This window comes from Pseudovibrio flavus (assembly GCF_009711345.1).
GTDB lineage: Bacteria > Pseudomonadota > Alphaproteobacteria > Rhizobiales > Stappiaceae > Pseudovibrio > Pseudovibrio flavus.
Window position 1 is genome coordinate 1 of the sequence record NZ_SMMA01000038.1, and the last position, 16,981, is coordinate 16,981.

The following is a 16,981-nucleotide window of genomic DNA, read 5'->3' on the forward strand; positions in this document are numbered from 1 at the left end:
TTTACTTATGTTCAAGAAAACTGAATACTTATGTAAATTTATTCATTTTTACAAAACGATTGCAACCCTATAGGGAGTCTTTTGGAGGGGCCAAGAAAGAAATTCAAAGAGATTAAAATGCATAGTTCAATTCAAAAATTGGCTGGCGTACCAACACCTATGGCTGGTCTCGCACTCGGGATTGCGAGCCTCGGTTGGTCACTGGAAAACGCACTCCCCCTCAACGGTGCGGGTCAGACAATTGGAGCGCTTATCGCCAGCGTGCTGCTGCTGGTTCTGGCTGTTAAATTTGTAAGTCACCCAAAACTTCTTATGGATGATCTGCAGCATCCTGTCGTCGGCAGTGTTGCGCCGACATTTGCAATGGCAACCATGGTTATTTCTGCTGCGCTCGCCCGTTACATGCCTGTTACAGGCCAGGTGCTCTGGTTGGCAGCTATTGCTGTTCACATGGTGTTTTTGGGTGCGTTCGTCTTCCACCGCGCCAAAAAGTTTGCATGGACCCATATGGTTCCAAGTTGGTTCGTGCCACCAATCGGAATTATTGTTGCAGATGTATCGTTTCCGGGCGGGGCCGCGCTTGAACCTCTAGCTTTGGTTCTTCTGTACTTCGGTATGGCTGCCTATGCGATCATGCTGCCGCTGATGCTCTACCGCGTCACATTCCACCTTAAAATCCCAAATGCCTCCAAGCCGACACTGGCTATCTTTGCTGCACCTGCCAGTCTTTCCCTCGCCGGATATCTGACAGTGGTGCAGGAGCCATCTCCGCTTATCATCGCGCTTCTCGGCGGTATTGCAGTGTTGATGACCGTGTTCATCTACCTCTCGATGATCCGCTTGTTGCAGCTGCCGTTTTCTCCAGGTTATGCGGCATTCACCTTTCCTCTGGTGATTAGCGCGACCGCGTTGTTCAAGGTTTGTGCTTGGATGTCGGAATTCGGCTTTGATGCGCACTACGTCGCGCAGCTACGAGTGCTTGCCAATATTGAACTGGCAATCGCAACAGCAGTCGTGACCTATGTGGCCATTCGCTACGCTCAGTTTTTTGCCGCAAAGTGGGCCACTACGCGCGCCACTGTGCACAGTGCTTGAGGTGCGTTCCCAAAAGGTTGCGGTACTTTTAGGAACTCACATTAAAAAGGGCAGAGGGCGCTCCATCCCTCTGCCCTTTCTCATTCTTCATCCAGCTCTGCAAAAGCCTCTTTCGCCGTGGCGAGTGCATTAAGCGCTGCTGGAAAGCCCGCATAAACAGACATCTGCATCAAGATCTCGATAACTTCCTCTTTTGAAATGCCAAGATTAAGCGCGGACTGTATGTGCACCTTTAACTGAGGCTGAGCATTGCCCAAGGTGGCGAGCGCCGCCAGTGTTGCAATTTGTCTATCCCGAAGTGCCAGACCCTTACGGCTATAGATGTCGCCGAAAGCAAATTCGAAAACATATTTGGGCATGTCCGGAGCAACATCTCCAAGCCCGCTCATTACTGCAGCGCCAGCCTCTCCATGAATGCTCTCCAACAAATCTTTTCCGCGCTTGTACCGGCCGTCCTCGGTCATGTTATTTCCCGTTCGCTATCCTTTGAAATGGTGAGCAAGGTGTTCTGATTGCGAAAGAAGGTCAACCGCACAAAAAAGGGCAGAGACTTGCTCTGCCCTCTATGAGACGTAATGGATGTAGGCTTAAGCGGCGGTTGGTACGCGTGGGCGCAAAGGCTTAACAAGCGGTACCAAAACAACAGCTGCAAAGACGAGCATTGTTGCAATAGCCTCATTGCTGCCAAGGGCTTCACCGAAAGCGAGCCAGCCAACAATGAGCATCGTTGGTAGCTCCAGACTGCCAGCGATAGCTGTCTGGGAAGGGCCAACCTTTGCTGTAGCAAAGGAATACAGGATCTGCGGAACAAGCGCTGTAACCACTGCAAGGCCAACAATGAGACCTGCCGCATTCCAGTCTGCAGGAACAAAGATGCCGCCTTCACGGTAGATCACGATTGGAGCCAGTACCAATGCGGCACCTGTCATTGTGCTGGACATACGTTCCAGCGGAGAAAGGCCGTTGCCTTTGGTGGTCAAAACCACAATGAACAGGCCCATGCAAACAGGCGAAGCAAGAGCGATCAACAGAGTCGAAAGCGCAAGCGACGACTGAGTTGCACCGTTGAGTACGACAATCGCACCTGCCAGAATGAGCAAGCCAGACATAACGCTTTTGATAGAAGGCTTGGAGCCTGCAAGAAGCCATGCAAAGCCAATGGTGAAGAGTGGGTAGGTCATATAAACCACCCCAACAACAGCCACTGCTGCCTGCTCAACGGCCTGCATATACGCAAGCCAGCCAAGGCCCATAGATGCGCCGCCTAGGACCATCAAAAGGGCCTGCTTGCGCTTGCCTTTAGACAGCGGAAAGAGCGGGCTCAAAATGAGCGCAGAAAACAAAAAGCGGTAGAGCGCAATCGTAGCGGAATCTACGCCGTATCCCTGCAAAGCCTTTGCAAACAGGGGGATAAGGCCAAAGCATAGCGCTGTGAAAGCGAGCACAGTTGTAGCGGCAACGGGGTTCATAGCCCCGAGGTAAATTCTGATTTTTGGGAACATTGCGGTCACCAATCTCAAGCGGCGATCTATGTTTCCCTAGGTAATTTTTTTTAGATCAAATAGGAAATTTGAAATTTTCAAATACGCCATGAAATGTTTTCATAGGCACCATGATACCGCGTCTTACGATTAGCCATTTGGCTCTCTTAAGGGCCATCGCAGAAACACAAAGCCTGACAGCCGCAGCGGCGCGTCTTGGCATTACGCAGTCGGCTGCTTCGCACCGCTTGAAAGAAGCGGAGCGGAGGGTCGGATTTCGCCTGATGCGCAAAGTGAACCACCTTGTCATGCTTACCGATGAGGGCGAACGCGTTCGCGCGTTTTCCGAGAGCTTTATGGATGACCTTGCAAGGCTGGAATTGGATCTTGAAACAGCCTACAACGAGAAGCAAACAGTCGTCAGAATGGGGCAGGCCACCTATAGCCGCTATCACTGGCTACCCGCGTTTCTCAAAATGTTAGAAGGGCTTGAGCCCAACCTGTCGGTAGACCTTGCAGGCAAGGCAACCTTTCAGCCACTGGCATCGCTCTCCCAAGGCGTCGTAGACGTTGTGACCGTCTATGGACGCCCGTTTCAGCAGTCGAAGTTCACTTGGATGAAGATGGGGCCTGACCCGCTCGTAGTTGCAATGGCTCCAGACCACCGGTTAGCCGAGGAAGAGTATATCGAACCACACCATCTGGTTGACGAACGAGTATACGCCTATCCCTTTGCATCTGAAAGAGGATTTGAGTGGGAAACGGTGGTTGGCGTTACCGATACGCCATTGCGGCGCGTAACAACAATGCCGACGCCAGAGGCCGTGATTGACCTTCTGCGTATGGGATTTGGGGTTGGCGTTTTTAGCAAGTGGGCGGTTGAGCCGGAATTAGCTGATGGAACCCTCGTTTCTCGACCCTTGGGAGCAGACGGAGTTGACCTTGATTGGTGGGCTGTTTTGAGAGCTGGAGAGCCCGAAGAGAGTGCTCCTTCGCGGCTTGCTCAGGCGTTGCTACGGTGGAACACGCGGACAGAGGATGGCCTCTCTACGCTAGGCTTTGACACCGATCCTTGAATACAAAAAAGCCCGCTGCGGTAAACAGCGGGCTTCTTTACTGAAAATAATTTGACTTAGTAGCGCTGGCCCAGCTCGTGAGCGGAGAGCATTGCAGTCAGAACCATTTCCGGGGTGACCGGGAATGGCATGTTGTGAATGGTTTCACCTTCTGCGCAGGACGCCACAGCAACTTCCATCAGCTTGTCGAGATCGATTTCCTTCACGCCCATGTCGAACAGGTTGGTAGGAAGGCCGATAGAACGACAGAACTTGATCACGGTTTCGATTTCTTCCATCGGCGCGTTTTCAAGCAGCAGGTGGGTGATGGTGCCGAACGCGACCTTCTCACCGTGGAACAGGTGGTGACACTCTTCCAGCTTGGTCAGGCCGTTATGGATCGCGTGCGCAGCCGCAAGACCGGAGCTTTCAAAGCCGAGGCCAGACAGCAGAGTGTTGGCTTCGATGATGTTCTCAACGGACTTGTCAGTCAGGTTGTTGTCTACTGCGATCTTTGCCTTCAGGCCATCTGCCAGCAGGGTTTCGTAGCAAAGCTTTGCAAGAGCAAGAGCAGCTTTGGTGGAAGAACCGCCAGCCATGGTCTTGTTGCCGGAAGCTGCGTTGGAGCGTGCTTCGAAGTAGGTGGACAGAGCATCACCCATACCAGCAACCAGAAGACGGGTAGGCGCACCAGCGATGATCTTGGTGTCCATGATAACCATGTTCGGGTTATTCGGGATCATCAGGTATTCAGCAAACTCACCTTCAGGGGTGTAGATTACTGCAAGAGCAGAGGTCGGCGCATCGGTAGAAGCGATGGTTGGCACAACAACAACAGGCACTTTGCAGTAGAATGCAGTTGCTTTTGCAGTGTCGAGGGTTTTACCGCCGCCGATACCGATGATCACGTCATGGCCGTTTGCCTTGGCGATTTCGATCATGCGGTCGATTTCTACGCGGGAGCATTCGCCGTTGAACTTTTCCAGCTTAACTGGTGCATCAACTGCTGCAAAGCTCTCTGTTACAGCCTCGCCGACAAGAGAGGTAACAAAATCATCTGCGATCGCAAGTGGCTTGATACCAAGCGGCTTTACGTATTCGCCGATCTTGGTGATCGTGTTCGCGCCTTGCACATATTTACTTGGAGAGATGAGGATTTTATCCATTTTTTTGTTCTCTTTGCTTGCCGGCTTCACCGGTTGATTTTCTTATCGCGGCCTCTGGGAAGTGATCTGAACCCAGTTCAAGCTGGACCGCCTTTAGGAGAGTATGGGGCCGCCCAATGGCCCATAAAATACGCAAAAGCGATTATTGGGGGGCTCTGTAAGTGGCGCATTCTCTCATTTGGCGTTGTGACGGTTAATCAAGGCGGATGGCTTCGTTTGAGAAGGTGAATGACAACATTGGCGACAATTAGCCAAATTCCGCCGTTTATTGAGATATCAGAGTTGAGATTGGTCGGCCAATTTTCCGCTGCTTGATGTGCAAGTATGTCGCGACTGAAAAAAATTTTCATAAAACAACAGGACTTAGAAAGAAGTGGACAACCTCTTGCGGGGCAGATTTGGCAAATCGCAGGGCCTGTTTTTCTGGCCAATTGGTAGTTTTCGCCGCAAAGCTGGGCTCCAATCCCTAAACATCAAGGCATTCGCTCAGTTTTGAGCCATTAGTGCAAACGAAACGCCTTACGAAAGGCGTGCCTTATTTGCAGCCAGCCTTCGCGATTTCAATCAGAATCAGCCCTTCTAAAGCGTAGTTATTTTCGAAAGTGGATGAAAAGAAACATATCGTGTGCCTTATGCGCGAAAAGAATCAAGCGATGGCTATATGTGTATCAGTTTCCTTTCGTATGTGCGCGTAAAGTGTTGGAAGTCTGTCAGTTTCTTGAGTGGTTTCAGAGAGGTGAGCCGTCTGTGAGCCGGTTTTCTGCGCGCCAATCTCTGGCCTTGTTAAATTGGTTGGCCAGATTGCGTAGTTAGGAGCAATGAATACGGTGTTTAGCAGTCCCATCTGAAGCAGGTCGCGACCGTTGCAATATCGCTTCTACGCTCTCGATTGGGCTTCAAATGGAAAAAATGAAGTTTGATATGAGTGATTAATTTCCAAATGGCTTCCGGCTAGCTTCGTTTTCAAGTCGTCGAGACGAGTTCAAGAAACGTCACTTTTTGAAAATGGAGTTTGTTATTATGTCACTATTGAAAACACTCATGGGCGCTGCCTTTCTTACCGCAGCCACCATTGCTTCTCCTTCCATTGCAAGCGATGTAACCGAGATCGTTACCGTAAACGGTGTCGCGAGCTACCCAGAGGGGTATCAGGGAACGCCGGTGCGAGCCGCTGACGAAGACCCTTTTCTTTCGCCTACCAACTCGGCGCTTATCCTGATCGATTATCAGCCACCAATTTTGGCAGGTGTTCGCAACATCGATCATGACGAACTCATCAACAACACGACCGGTTTGATCAAGACCGCGGTAATCTACGATATTCCGATCATCTTCTCCCATGTGGCTGTTGGTTTGAATGGATATGCTCCGATGATCGAAGAGCTGAGTAAACTGGCACCCAACGCTGTTTTCATCGACCGCACCAACGTGAACGCATGGGAAGAGCCTGAGTTCGTGAAAGCCGTCGAAGCGACCGGCCGCAAGAAGCTCATTATGGGCGGTCTCTGGACAGACGTCTGTCTCGCCTACCCGGCTATTGAGGCAGAAAAGGCAGGCTATGATGTATATGTGCCGGAAGATACCGTTGGCAGCTTTACCCAAGCCTCCCACGAAAACGGTATGCGTAGAATGATTGCCGCAGGCGTTGAGCCGATTACATGGAATGTTGTTCCCGCAGAGCTTCAGCGTGATCACGCCCGCACTGACAATCTTAAAGAAGTCACTCGCGTGTTCATGGAGCACCTCTTTAAGGTAGATCCAGATAGCTCTTGGTAAGAAATTGAATGAAAGGGGTGCTTTCTTAAGAGAGGGCACCCCTTTCTATCAGCATGGTTTTGTTTTTGGGCTATTAGGTAGCTTGCTTTTTTTGTCGGTTGGTCTAGGTGAAAACTCTTTCGATGTTGCAATAATTTCTCTCCGACCAAAAAGACCAACCACCCCATGCTCAAGGATCGCGCAGTTCTTATCCTCGCCATAGGCGAAACGCTCGTTTGGGCGAGCTTTTACTATGCGTTCCCTGCATTGGTATTGCGCTGGGAGCGGGAGCTAGGCTGGTCCAAGGTTGATATAACTCTGGCCTTCACCTCTGCGATTTTCATTGCCGCCGCCGCTTCACCTCTGGCGGGGCGCCTGATTGATAAGGGGAAGGGCCCGCAACTTATTGCTTTTTCCGCTCTGCTTGGTGCTGGCGGACTGTTTTATTTGGCGAGCGCAGAAACTCTCTGGCAGTTTTATATCGCTTGGGCAGTTATTGGTCTGGCTCAGGCCGGTTGCCTGTATGAACCATGCTTTGCCTTGCTGACACGAGCCAGAGGGATTGACGCAAAGAAGGGCATTATCGTTCTTACGTTGATCTCAGGGTTTGCAAGCACCATCAGCTACCCTGCAACCCACTTGCTCTCAGAAGCGATGAGTTGGCGCCATGCCATGATTGTTGCGGGCTTTACTGTCGCCTTCATAGCCGCGCCTGCGCTTTGGTTAGGTGCCAGCCTATTGGAGCAAGGGGCCCAACAGCGGAGCATCCAAACAGCAGGCACTCAAAATGAAGACAGGGCCTTTTTGCGTGCGCCAGTCTTTTGGCTGCTCGCCCTCTGCTTCTCATTCGGGGCATTGGCCCATGCAACCGCGATCAATCACATTTTGCCAATGCTCGATAGCTTCAAGGTTGATCTGGATCTTGCGGTTATACTGGTCTCGTTGATGGGACCATTGCAGGTGTCGGGCCGCATTGTTGTGATGAGTTTCGAACGGCGTCTCTCTATGAAGGCCGTCGCGCTTCTTGCTTATTGCGCAATAGCAGCTTCGTTCATGCTGCTCCTTTATTCAAAGGGCAGCCTCATACTGATTGGCCTGTTCTTTATTGTGTTCTGCGGGTTCTATGGAACCATCAGCATTGTGCGCCCGATCGTGACCAGAGAAATACTCGGCGAGAGAAACTTCGGAGCCAAGATGGGAGCATTGGCGCTGCCATTTCTGGCTGGCGGTGCAATAGCCCCGTATTTTGGGGCGCAAATTTGGAGCTTTGGTGGTTACGGGTTGGTGTTGATGGTTCTGGTCGCAGTTGCCATTATCGGGATAGCGGCGTTTGCAGCTGCTGGTCACCTCGCTAATAGAACCGAACGCAACAGATTGCAGGCACGGCAATAAAAAAGCCCTCGCAACGTTGAAGTCGCGAGGGCTTGGAAACTTGAATAAAGCAGTGCGCTTAGAAGTTCAGGTATGCGCCTGCAATGCCAAGGAAGTCATCAGCTTTAAGGCTTGCACCACCAACCAGCGCGCCGTTGACGTTTGCAAGGTTCAGCAGTTCGTCAGCGTTGGAAGGCTTTACGGAACCGCCGTACAGCAGGCGGATCTTGGAACCGTCTTCACCAAAGCGTTCAACAAGGCTGTCGCGCAGCGCTTTGTGAACGTCTGCAACATCCTGAGCGGTTGGGGTTTTGCCGGTGCCGATTGCCCAGATAGGCTCGTAAGCAACAACAGTGTTTTCGCTGGTTGTAGCATCTGGCAGGCTCTTGGTGATCTGCTCGGTTACAACAGCAATGGTTTCACCAGCTTCGCGCTGCTCAAGGCTTTCGCCAATGCAAACAACAGCGGTAATACCTGCGCGCCATGCCGCTTCAGCTTTTGCTGCAACGTCTGCGTCGGTTTCGCCGTATCCTTCACGGCGTTCGGAGTGACCGACAATAACAGCGGTGCCGCCAACGCTTTTGATCATTTCAGCGGAAATGTCGCCAGTGTGCGCGCCGGAAACAGCGCTGTGGCAGTTCTGTGCGCCAACAGAGATGGAGTTCTCGTTAGCAAGCTGTGCAAGGAAAACAGCAGGAGGGCAAATGAGCAATTCAACCTTAGCGGCGAGCTCTGGAGTGTAGCCTTCAGCCATCTTTCTGAATTCTTCAACGGACTGTGGGTTTCCGTTCATTTTCCAGTTACCGGCAACAAGCGGACGTGCGGACATGGTGTTCAAACTCCAGTGGTGGGTCTTTTGCATCTACATCCCCTTGGACAAGGATGTTGCTAGGGTTGTTGCGCCTTTTTTGCTGAAATTTCAAGTTTGGAATGCCAGCTGACCGCTATTTTTAGGACATCTGTGTTGAAATAAATCATGCATCCAAGTCATAAAATGAAACAGCCTAAGTAACTTATGGCTTTTGGTCGCATGAACCCTGAAATTATAAATACTTATGTTGGATCAGCTGTTTATCTACAGTCAGTCTAGCGATCTCAGGTAAGGGGCAGCTGGCCCTAGCGTTAGTATCTAAGTGTCGCTACGAGAGTATAGCGGGGCTACTCGGCATTTCCTGATTACCTTGTCATGTTCGCACAGCTGGTTCGCTTTCTCGCCTGCTTGGCCGTTGCTCAAATGAAAACAACTGCTAAGGTGTCGGCGATTACCACCAAAGTGGTAATTAATAGCCGGAGATTGGCGATACTCGTTGCCAACCGGAACTCAAGGTCAAAGAATACGATCAGAACAGCAGAGGCGAGGGCGGTTCTCGCTTCCGTTTTGTCGTTGTTCAATTACGGCTGGGTTACGCGTTGCCAAGAAGTCTCTCCAATTCGTGCGGCTGAGAAAAATCCAAAGATGCGAATGGGTAGTTCCAGATGGCGGACTCGGTAATCATTGGCAACCTCAGACATGAGAAGTTGCTGAAGGCAGTAAATGAGAGCGGCTATGTAAGCGTGGAAGATCTGGCAGAACTGCTGGACGTGTCGGCGCAAACAATTCGCCGTGACATAAAGAAACTGAGCGAGCTAAAGCTTCTTGTTCGTCATCATGGGGGGGCAGGGCGCAACGCAAGCGTTGTTTCATCCAGCTACATGCCTCAAGGGGCGTCTGACACTGATGAAAAAGAAGCTATCGGTGCCGCGATTGCCGACTACATTCCCAATAACTGCTCTGTCTTTCTTACCATTGGCAGCACTACAGAGGTTATTGCAAAGCACTTGCTTAAGCGGGAAGGGCTGCGCGTCATTACAAACAGTCTGCGCGTTGCTAATGTTCTCTACCAAAAGGCGGACTTCAACGTCATGGTGCCGGGTGGAAAGCTGCGAAGCACAAATAGCGGCATCGTCGGCACTACCGCGCTGGACTTTGTAAGCCGCTTTCGCGTTGATTACCTTATTACGAGTTGCGGTTCCATCGAAGCCGATGGAACAATGCTGGACTATGACTTCAACGAGGTGGTTGTCGTTCAAAGCATGATGAAAACAGCCCGCAACATCCTACTCGCCGTCGATTCAAGCAAATACCAAACCCGTGCCGCTGTCGAAGTGGGGCATCTAAAGGATGTGACGGCGCTTTTCACGGACCAAGCACCGCCGCCTGATATTGCCGCGCACCTGCATCAGCATGACGTGAAGCTGAAACTGGTCTCCTAAAAGTATCATCTGGACCGTATTGAGGGGTGTTGAATCCATGCAGGATTCGGCGCCCTTTTTTATTTTCGCACGTGTCACAATCGTGCTCGCTGTGATTTGCGCTTCAAAAATACTGCTATCCAGAGAAGTGGTGGTGACTTTTCCACAAAACGGCGTTTTAACAACACTGGTCCGTCTGTTCCCGACGAGAATAAACGCCGATTGGTGCCTCCAAAAAGTGTGTCATCTTTATTGAGGTTATTTGAAAAGACGCATTCTGTGATAGCTGTCACAGACGAGGGTGTGCGGCGAAATTCGCTTGTTCGGATTTCCGCCACTTTCTAACCACCTTCTACCTCGGCGTGAATGAGAAAAGTTGCAAAACCTAATGCGCCGATTGGAGTGGTGGGATGTTTTCAACACCTCGAACTCTCTGAAAACAATGAATTTATAAGTAAAAATAGCTGTAATAAAAGCGCAACTTCCCGTTTTGTGCCCAGAAGTGAAGCACGAAATCGACTACTAAAAAATGTGATCTGCATGCATGTTTTGGCCGTGAGCAATTTGAACTCGAGGCTTTGGACAGAGTGATGAACATCAAAAACACATCACTCAGGGGCGTTCACGGTCTCGCAGGTTGAACAGAAAACTCTCGCAAAAGAAGAGTTTCTCTCAATTAAAGGCGATACAATGAAGATCACTAAGTTTGTAGTAGCATCCGCTACCGCTCTGGCTGCAGGCACCGTAGGCGCAATGGCTGCTGACCTGCCGGCTTTTGAACCAGTAGAATACGTTCAGATCGAAGACGCATACGGCGCAGGCTTCTTCATCATTCCTGGTACTGAAACCGCTCTTAAAATCGGTGGCCGTGCACGTATCGAAGGTCGCATCCACGATGCAACCGACATCAAACGCGATGAAAAAGAATTCAACGCTCGTGCTCGTTTCAACCTGCGCATTGACGCTCGTACTCAGTCCGAACTCGGCCTGATCCGTACCTACGGTGACTTCGAGCTGATGACCAACTCTCAGCAGGCTGTTTCCACCAACCTCGTACACGGTTACATCCAGATCGGTGGCCTCCTCGTTGGTAAAACCACCACTTCCCTCGACTTCTACACCGGTGATCTGTCTTCTAACACTGTAGACCGCAACCGCTCTGATACCGAAGTTTGGCAGGCAAACTACACCTACGCACTGGGTAACGGCCTGTCCATCACCGCTGGTATCGAAGACAACGCAGCACGTGCTCGCGGCGTAGACTACACTGCGGGTGGCGATCCAGAATTTGCTGGTAACGGTATTCCTAACTTCACCGCAGCTCTCCGCGGTAAGTACGGTTGGGGTCAGTTCGGTATCGGTGCTGCTTCCAACACCATCCGCTCCCTCTACGGTGAATACGACTCCCAGATGGGCTTTGCAGTCCTCGGTGCAGTTACCTTCAACATGGGCATGATCGCTCCTGGTGACCGCGTATCCTTCCAGGCAGCTTACGTAGACGGCGCAATGGGCTACGTTAACTCCAACGAAGCAGACGCAGCAGTAGACGCAGCTGGCAAAATCGGCACCAACAAAGGTTGGATGGTCGGTGGTGGTCTGAAGCACCACTGGACTGAAACTCTGTCCTCCGGCTTCGACGGCACCTACTTCAACGTTGATCATGCAGTGGACGGTGAAGACTACAGCCGCTACGCAATGGGTGCGACCCTTGAGTACCGTCCAGTTCAGGACCTGCTGTTCTCCGTAGGCGTTGGCTATGCTGACACCCGCTACGACAACAAAGTTCTGGCAAACGGCAAAGACAGCGAAGACGAACTTGCTGTAAACTTCCGCGTAGAACGCACTTTCTAATAAATCCTAGCATCTAGGATTTATCGGCGGGGTCGGTTTTCCGGCCCCGCTTTTTTATTTGTTAATAAGGGCTACTTAACGCCCGGAGTGCCGTCGAACTTGCGCTCCAACCCATCCCAGCAGTCGATGTAGTTATCCTGCAGGGTCTCGAGGTTTTCCGCATACGGCGTGACCTGTTGCGGGTAACGTGTCTCGAACATGAATGCCATGGTGTTGTCTAGCTTCACTGGCTGAAGGTCAGCATTGGACGCTTTCTCAAAGCCCATAAAGTCTGGCCCGTGCGGCATCATCATATTGTGTAGGCTCATACCGCCCGGCAGGAAGCCTTCTTCCTTGGCATCATATTGGCCTTCAATCAGGCCCATGAATTCGCTCATGATGTTGCGGTGGTACCAAGGAGGGCGGAAGGTGTTCTCTGCCACCATCCAGCGCGGCGGGAAGATAACGAAGTCTACGTTCGCGGTTCCAGCTTCCTCGGTCGGTGCAGTCAGAACCGTGAAGATGGATGGATCTGGATGATCGAAAAGGATCGCGCCCACCGGAGAGAAGGTTGATAAGTCATATTTGAATGGCGTGTAATTGCCGTGCCAAGCGACCACGTCCAGTGGCGAATGGCCAATCTCGGTTGTGAAGAATTTACCGCACCATTTTACGTGCAATCGACAAGGCGTGTCTTTGTCTTCATAGGCAGCAACCGGTGTTTTGAAGTCGCGCGGGTTTGCCAAGCAGTTTGCACCGATTGGACCGCGATCCGGCAACGTGAACTTAGCGCCGTAGTTCTCGCAGATGTAACCGCGGCAGGCTTCATCTTCAGGGTTGGCCTTGGTTACCTTGAAGACCATGCCACGCGGTACGAGACAAATCTCACCCGGACTAACCTGCATTTTTCCAAGCTCGGTGAAAACGAGCAGGGTGCCCAGTTGCGGTACAATCAGCAGTTCACCATCAGCGTTGAAGAAATAGTCATCCACCATGTCTTGGTTAAATGTATAGACATGTGACGCCATACCAACCTGAGTAAAGACATCGCCCGCCGTTGTTACGGTGGCTACGCCGTCAATAAACTGTGTTGGCTTAGTTGGGAGGGGAGTAGGTCCCCAGCGGCGCTGCTCTAGGCCCGCTTCAGGGTTAGGCAGTGGAGCGGTTTTCCATAGATCGCAGCTTTTTGGAGCAAAGCGCTTTGTATGGCGCACACTTGGGCGAATACGATAAAGCCAAGAGCGCTCGTTCGTCCCGCGAGGCGCAGTAAAAGGAGAGCCGGAGAGCTGCTCGGCATAAAGGCCATAGTTGCACTTTTGCGGGCTGTTCATGCCTTGAGGCAACGCGCCCTCAAGTGTCTCGGTTTCAAAATCGTTCCCGAAACCGGGCATGTAGCTAAGGGTGTCCATTGGTTTTTCAGACATCAATTCCTCCCGAGCCAAAACTTAGGACTCATTTACGGTTTGATGTAAGTTTGTTAGTTGCTTTTGTAACTATCAAGCTGGAAGGCAGTATTTTTATGCAGTCACCGGAAAAGTTCGATCTAGAAGCCTTTCTGCCGTTCAGACTTAATCAAGCGGCGGAACGCCTGAGTTCTGAATTTCAGCAGGTTTATAAGGCGCGCTATGGTATGACACGCCCTGAGTGGCGGGTTCTTGCGCACCTCGGGCATTTTGGCACCATGACTGCCACAGAGATCGGCTCTCGCGCCTCTATTCATAAAACCAAAATATCGAGAGCTGTCGCTAGCCTAGAAAAGCGCCGTTGGTTAAGACGGTTTCAGGATGAAACTGATCGGCGATGGGAACACCTAGAACTGACGCCCGCGGGCCTTCAGGTTTTTGAAGACCTTGGAGGGGAGGCGGTGAAGCTGGAAGCCACACTAAAGACCCTGATTTCAAAAGAGGAACGGCAAGAGCTTTTGCGCTTGCTCGCTTCTTTAGAGGCCGCCGAGTAGCGGCGAACGGCTTATCCTTTCCAGTAGACGCCGCAGGCTTTAGCGGCTTCTTCAAAGCGGTCCATCCGTTCACTGGCCTTATTGCCAGAATGAGAGGCGACCATGCCCGCCAGAGTTTCAATGAAAGCAAGAAACGCAACGTGGCTGGTGAAGAATTGCGGACTATCCGCTCCGATCAGGAACGGGAATTGTGCAGCCGATAAAGCAGGGCAAGCCGGACTGTCGGTTATTACAACCAACCGCGCACCGTTTTCTGCGGCTCGAAGGGCTGAATCGATTGATTGTTGTGAAAACGGAGCGCTCGTAATCAGCACAACCATATCGCCTTCGCCAAGTTCAGCTATTTCTGAGGCAATAGAAACAGAACTGCGCCCCGCCGTCTTCCAGCCTGCAAATATCAAGTTGCCAATGTAGCCCAGATATTCGGCAAGGCCGGATGAGCTCAAAAACCCGATAACCAGAACGTTGCGTGCGTTTGCAAGTGCTAGTGCTGCTTCCCTTAGTTGGTTCTGGTCTGTCGAAGTTACCAGCTTGTCGAGGTTTCGCAGGCAGGCTGTGGTGTGCCGAAACAGGAAGCTATCGATCCCAAGATTCTTCTCGCTAGCGGCTTCTGCCTGTAAAAGTCCGGTTCGTTTTGACAAAGACAGAGATTTGTTCGGCAGTGCGTTTCGGCAAAGGGCCTTCAACCCTTCATAGTCTTTAAACTCCAAGGCACGGGCCAGACGGGAGAACGTTGGTGCGGTCAGCCCCGCATCTTTTGCGACGGCACGAAGGCTTTTGGTTGCGATTTCAACGGGATGGTCCAGTACAAAGTCGGCTGCGATTTTCAGTTGAGTGCTCAGCTCGCCATAGTGGCTTATAATGCGATGCTCAATGGTATCTTGTGCGGTCAAAACGCAGCCCTTTTAAAATTGTAACAGTTGTAAAATTGATATTGATAGCTTGTAACATATGTAATAGCGTCTGTCCAAATTCTGTTAGCAACAGGCAAAGCGAGAACTAAGAGAAGCATATGTCGAAGGTTTTCCCCCGTCATACAAAGGCGAAGCTCCCAACCATCAAATCCGGAGAAGGTTGCTATCTCTATGACGAGACAGGCAAAGCCTATCTCGATGCATGCGGCGGCGCAGCCGTTTCATGTCTTGGCCACAGTGATCCAGAGGTCTTAAAGGCTATTCGTGAGCAAATGGATGCGATTCCGTTTGCACACACTTCCTTTTTCACTTCCAGACCAGCGGAAGACTTGGCAGCACGTTTGATCGAACACGCTCCCGAGGGAATAGATCGTGTGTATTTCGTTTCTGGCGGATCGGAAGCTGTCGAAGCCGCGATCAAGCTCGCACGCCAGTACTTTCTAGAGATTGGTCAGCCGAAAAGGCATCGTCTCATCGCAAGGCGTCAAAGTTACCATGGCAACACGTTAGGCGCGCTGGCTACAGGTGGCAACGCTTGGCGCCGCGAGCCATTCGCGCCGCTTATGATTGAGACATCTCACATCTCCCCTTGCTATGAATATAGAGATCGCCGCGACGACGAGACTTCTTTCGAATATGGTCAGCGGGTTGCTAATGAGTTGGAAGCCGAGATCGAGCGTCTTGGGCCGGAAACCGTTATGGCGTTCGTAGCTGAACCGGTTGTTGGCGCAACAGCCGGCGCAGTCCCGGCTGTCGAAGGTTACTTCAAGCGAATTCGCGAGATCTGCGATAAGTTTGGCGTTCTGCTGATCTTGGATGAGGTTATGTGCGGCATGGGCCGAACAGGTACCTTGTTTGCCTGCGAGCAGGATGACGTTCGCCCCGATATAGTATGTACAGCAAAGGGTTTGGGTGCCGGATACCAGCCAATCGGTGCCATGCTGTGCAGCAAAGACATATATGAAGCAATCGAGAATGGGTCCGGCTTCTTCCAGCATGGTCACACCTATGTGGGGCACCCTATGGCATGCGCCGCATCTCTTGCTGTATTGAATAGGCTGCTAAGCGGAGTGCTGGCGCAAGTCGAGCCAACAGGGCAGATGTTGCAGGACAAGCTGACGGCAGCCTTCGGTCAACATCCGCATATAGGCGATATTCGTGGACGCGGTCTCTTCCGCGCATTGGAAATCGTCGAGGATCGTTCAACCAAAGCCCCGTTCGATCCTGCCCGTGGCATAAACAAAGCTGTTAAGCGGCTGGCGATGGAAAATGGCCTTATGTGTTACCCGATGGGCGGCACAATAGATGGTGTTCATGGAGATCACGTTTTGCTGGCCCCTCCCTTCATTATGGAAGAGCGCCATCTAGATGAAGTGATCGATAAGCTTCAAAAAACGTTCTCTCAGGTTTTCTGAGATAAACCGCTCAATTTTCTGAAAGCTCGGTGAGGTTCTCTTTACCGCGCTTCTTTCATGCGCCTTTACCCATCTTGGCTATGGTTACCTCTCTATATTAGAGCGAGGTAGGTGTGGTGAACCGGCGAACGTCCATCAAGGGCGCAGTGCATAATCCAGAACAGGTGCTCGTAACAGCGGATAATCCCTCCCGCTTAATTCGCCGTGCCCTTATCCTTTCCAACAAGATCCATGGTGAGATTTTCAAGTCAGAAGATATTACGCCTGTGCAATTGGCGGCTCTTTCAGTACTGGAAGAGCAGGGGCCTTGTACCAAGCAGGTTCTGGGCTTGGGTATTGATATGGAACTGGGGAATGTAAATGGCCTCGTTAAACGGTTGGCCGAACGAGAACTGGTTCGAGAGGAGATCGATCCCTTAGACCGTCGGAACCGTGTTGTGTCCCTTACGGGCAAAGGTTTGGCCCTTGCTGTTCGCCTTTTGCCACTTGCGCGGAAAGTAGAGGAGGCGTTTTTAGCCCCTTTATCAGAGCCGGAGCGGGTAGAATTCAGAAGTTTATTGGCGAAACTCGGCTCTGGCTCTACGTGATTTCCGAGGAATGCGCCTCTCCAGGCAGATGTTGGGAAAAGAAATCTGGAATCGGGTGTTTATTTTGAGCTGGTGCTAGCTTTTCCCCGCCCCCCCCTGTTGAAATTCTTGATTTGTTAATAG

General features: G+C 51.4%; 15 protein-coding genes. 9 read left to right on the forward strand and 6 right to left on the reverse strand.

Going from position 1 to position 16,981, the window contains the following annotated elements; translation table 11 throughout:
* Window positions 1-117 precede the first annotated feature (117 nt).
* Window positions 118-1,095: a TDT family transporter gene (locus tag E1162_RS00465; protein WP_155125511.1), complete on the forward strand. Its 978-nt coding sequence runs from the start codon at window positions 118-120 to the stop codon at window positions 1,093-1,095.
* Between the two features lie 80 nt (window positions 1,096-1,175).
* On the opposite strand, the gene E1162_RS00470 is transcribed toward E1162_RS00465, so the two are convergent.
* On the reverse strand, window positions 1,176-1,559 hold the full coding sequence (locus tag E1162_RS00470) for a carboxymuconolactone decarboxylase family protein (RefSeq protein WP_155125513.1): 384 nt from the start codon (window positions 1,557-1,559) through the stop codon (window positions 1,176-1,178).
* A 123-nt stretch (window positions 1,560-1,682) separates the two neighbouring features.
* Window positions 1,683-2,597, reverse strand: coding sequence for a DMT family transporter (locus tag E1162_RS00475; protein ID WP_155125515.1), 915 nt, complete (start codon window positions 2,595-2,597; stop codon window positions 1,683-1,685).
* Window positions 2,598-2,734: 137 nt separating this feature from the next.
* On the opposite strand from E1162_RS00475, the gene E1162_RS00480 reads away from it, so the two are divergent.
* Window positions 2,735-3,652, forward strand: coding sequence for a LysR family transcriptional regulator (locus E1162_RS00480; RefSeq protein WP_257098536.1), 918 nt, complete (start codon window positions 2,735-2,737; stop codon window positions 3,650-3,652).
* Between the two features lie 56 nt (window positions 3,653-3,708).
* Here E1162_RS00480 and E1162_RS00485 read toward each other — a convergent pair whose 3' ends face one another.
* Window positions 3,709-4,797 carry a glycerol dehydrogenase gene (locus E1162_RS00485; protein ID WP_155125519.1) on the reverse strand — a complete coding sequence of 363 codons (1,089 nt, stop codon included), beginning with the start codon at window positions 4,795-4,797 and terminating at the stop codon, window positions 3,709-3,711.
* A gap of 1,020 nt (window positions 4,798-5,817) precedes the next feature.
* Between E1162_RS00485 and E1162_RS00490 the strand changes: the two genes are divergently transcribed.
* Together E1162_RS00490 and E1162_RS00495 are read left to right on the forward strand one after the other, a co-directional pair.
* Entirely contained in the window at window positions 5,818-6,573 is a 756-nt protein-coding gene (locus E1162_RS00490; protein WP_257098537.1) for a hydrolase, read from the forward strand.
* A 165-nt stretch (window positions 6,574-6,738) separates the two neighbouring features.
* Complete coding sequence (locus tag E1162_RS00495; RefSeq protein ID WP_155125523.1) at window positions 6,739-7,944, forward strand: MFS transporter; 1,206 nt, start codon at window positions 6,739-6,741, stop codon at window positions 7,942-7,944.
* 58 nt (window positions 7,945-8,002) lie between these two features.
* On the opposite strand, the gene tpiA is transcribed toward E1162_RS00495, so the two are convergent.
* Window positions 8,003-8,785 (reverse strand): triose-phosphate isomerase, encoded by a 783-nt coding sequence (gene tpiA / locus E1162_RS00500; protein WP_257098538.1) that lies wholly within the window; start codon window positions 8,783-8,785, stop codon window positions 8,003-8,005.
* A gap of 614 nt (window positions 8,786-9,399) precedes the next feature.
* Here tpiA and E1162_RS00505 point away from each other — a divergent pair.
* Window positions 9,400-10,176 (forward strand): DeoR/GlpR family DNA-binding transcription regulator, encoded by a 777-nt coding sequence (locus E1162_RS00505; protein ID WP_155125525.1) that lies wholly within the window; start codon window positions 9,400-9,402, stop codon window positions 10,174-10,176.
* 669 nt (window positions 10,177-10,845) lie between these two features.
* Window positions 10,846-12,006 carry a porin gene (locus E1162_RS00510; protein WP_155125527.1) on the forward strand — a complete coding sequence of 387 codons (1,161 nt, stop codon included), beginning with the start codon at window positions 10,846-10,848 and terminating at the stop codon, window positions 12,004-12,006.
* 71 nt (window positions 12,007-12,077) lie between these two features.
* Here E1162_RS00510 and hmgA read toward each other — a convergent pair whose 3' ends face one another.
* Window positions 12,078-13,409, reverse strand: a complete 1,332-nt coding sequence (hmgA, locus tag E1162_RS00515) for a homogentisate 1,2-dioxygenase (RefSeq protein ID WP_155125529.1) — start codon at window positions 13,407-13,409, stop codon at window positions 12,078-12,080.
* On the opposite strand from hmgA, the gene E1162_RS00520 reads away from it, so the two are divergent.
* Entirely contained in the window at window positions 13,394-13,942 is a 549-nt protein-coding gene (locus E1162_RS00520; protein ID WP_306455005.1) for a MarR family winged helix-turn-helix transcriptional regulator, read from the forward strand. The genes hmgA and E1162_RS00520 overlap by 16 nt on opposite strands.
* A gap of 11 nt (window positions 13,943-13,953) precedes the next feature.
* Here E1162_RS00520 and E1162_RS00525 read toward each other — a convergent pair whose 3' ends face one another.
* Complete coding sequence (locus E1162_RS00525; protein ID WP_155125531.1) at window positions 13,954-14,835, reverse strand: MurR/RpiR family transcriptional regulator; 882 nt, start codon at window positions 14,833-14,835, stop codon at window positions 13,954-13,956.
* Between the two features lie 119 nt (window positions 14,836-14,954).
* Here E1162_RS00525 and E1162_RS00530 point away from each other — a divergent pair, with 119 nt between their 5' ends.
* Together E1162_RS00530 and E1162_RS00535 are read left to right on the forward strand one after the other, a co-directional pair.
* On the forward strand, window positions 14,955-16,271 hold the full coding sequence (locus tag E1162_RS00530) for an aspartate aminotransferase family protein (protein ID WP_155125533.1): 1,317 nt from the start codon (window positions 14,955-14,957) through the stop codon (window positions 16,269-16,271).
* A 116-nt stretch (window positions 16,272-16,387) separates the two neighbouring features.
* Window positions 16,388-16,858 carry a MarR family winged helix-turn-helix transcriptional regulator gene (locus E1162_RS00535; RefSeq protein ID WP_155125535.1) on the forward strand — a complete coding sequence of 157 codons (471 nt, stop codon included), beginning with the start codon at window positions 16,388-16,390 and terminating at the stop codon, window positions 16,856-16,858.
* Window positions 16,859-16,981 lie beyond the last annotated feature (123 nt).

Excerpts from the sequence above, each read along its gene's own strand:
- E1162_RS00465 (WP_155125511.1), top strand. The coding sequence starts at position 118 with ATGCATAGTTCAATTCAAAAATTGGCTGGCGTACCAACACCTATGGCT.
- E1162_RS00470 (WP_155125513.1), bottom strand. The coding sequence starts at position 1,559 with ATGACCGAGGACGGCCGGTACAAGCGCGGAAAAGATTTGTTGGAGAGC.
- E1162_RS00475 (WP_155125515.1), bottom strand. The coding sequence starts at position 2,597 with ATGTTCCCAAAAATCAGAATTTACCTCGGGGCTATGAACCCCGTTGCC.
- E1162_RS00485 (WP_155125519.1), bottom strand. The coding sequence starts at position 4,797 with ATGGATAAAATCCTCATCTCTCCAAGTAAATATGTGCAAGGCGCGAAC.
- E1162_RS00490 (WP_257098537.1), top strand. The coding sequence starts at position 5,818 with ATGTCACTATTGAAAACACTCATGGGCGCTGCCTTTCTTACCGCAGCC.
- E1162_RS00495 (WP_155125523.1), top strand. The coding sequence starts at position 6,739 with ATGCTCAAGGATCGCGCAGTTCTTATCCTCGCCATAGGCGAAACGCTC.
- tpiA (WP_257098538.1), bottom strand. The coding sequence starts at position 8,785 with ATGCAAAAGACCCACCACTGGAGTTTGAACACCATGTCCGCACGTCCG.
- E1162_RS00505 (WP_155125525.1), top strand. The coding sequence starts at position 9,400 with ATGGCGGACTCGGTAATCATTGGCAACCTCAGACATGAGAAGTTGCTG.
- E1162_RS00510 (WP_155125527.1), top strand. The coding sequence starts at position 10,846 with ATGAAGATCACTAAGTTTGTAGTAGCATCCGCTACCGCTCTGGCTGCA.
- hmgA (WP_155125529.1), bottom strand. The coding sequence starts at position 13,409 with ATGTCTGAAAAACCAATGGACACCCTTAGCTACATGCCCGGTTTCGGG.
- E1162_RS00530 (WP_155125533.1), top strand. The coding sequence starts at position 14,955 with ATGTCGAAGGTTTTCCCCCGTCATACAAAGGCGAAGCTCCCAACCATC.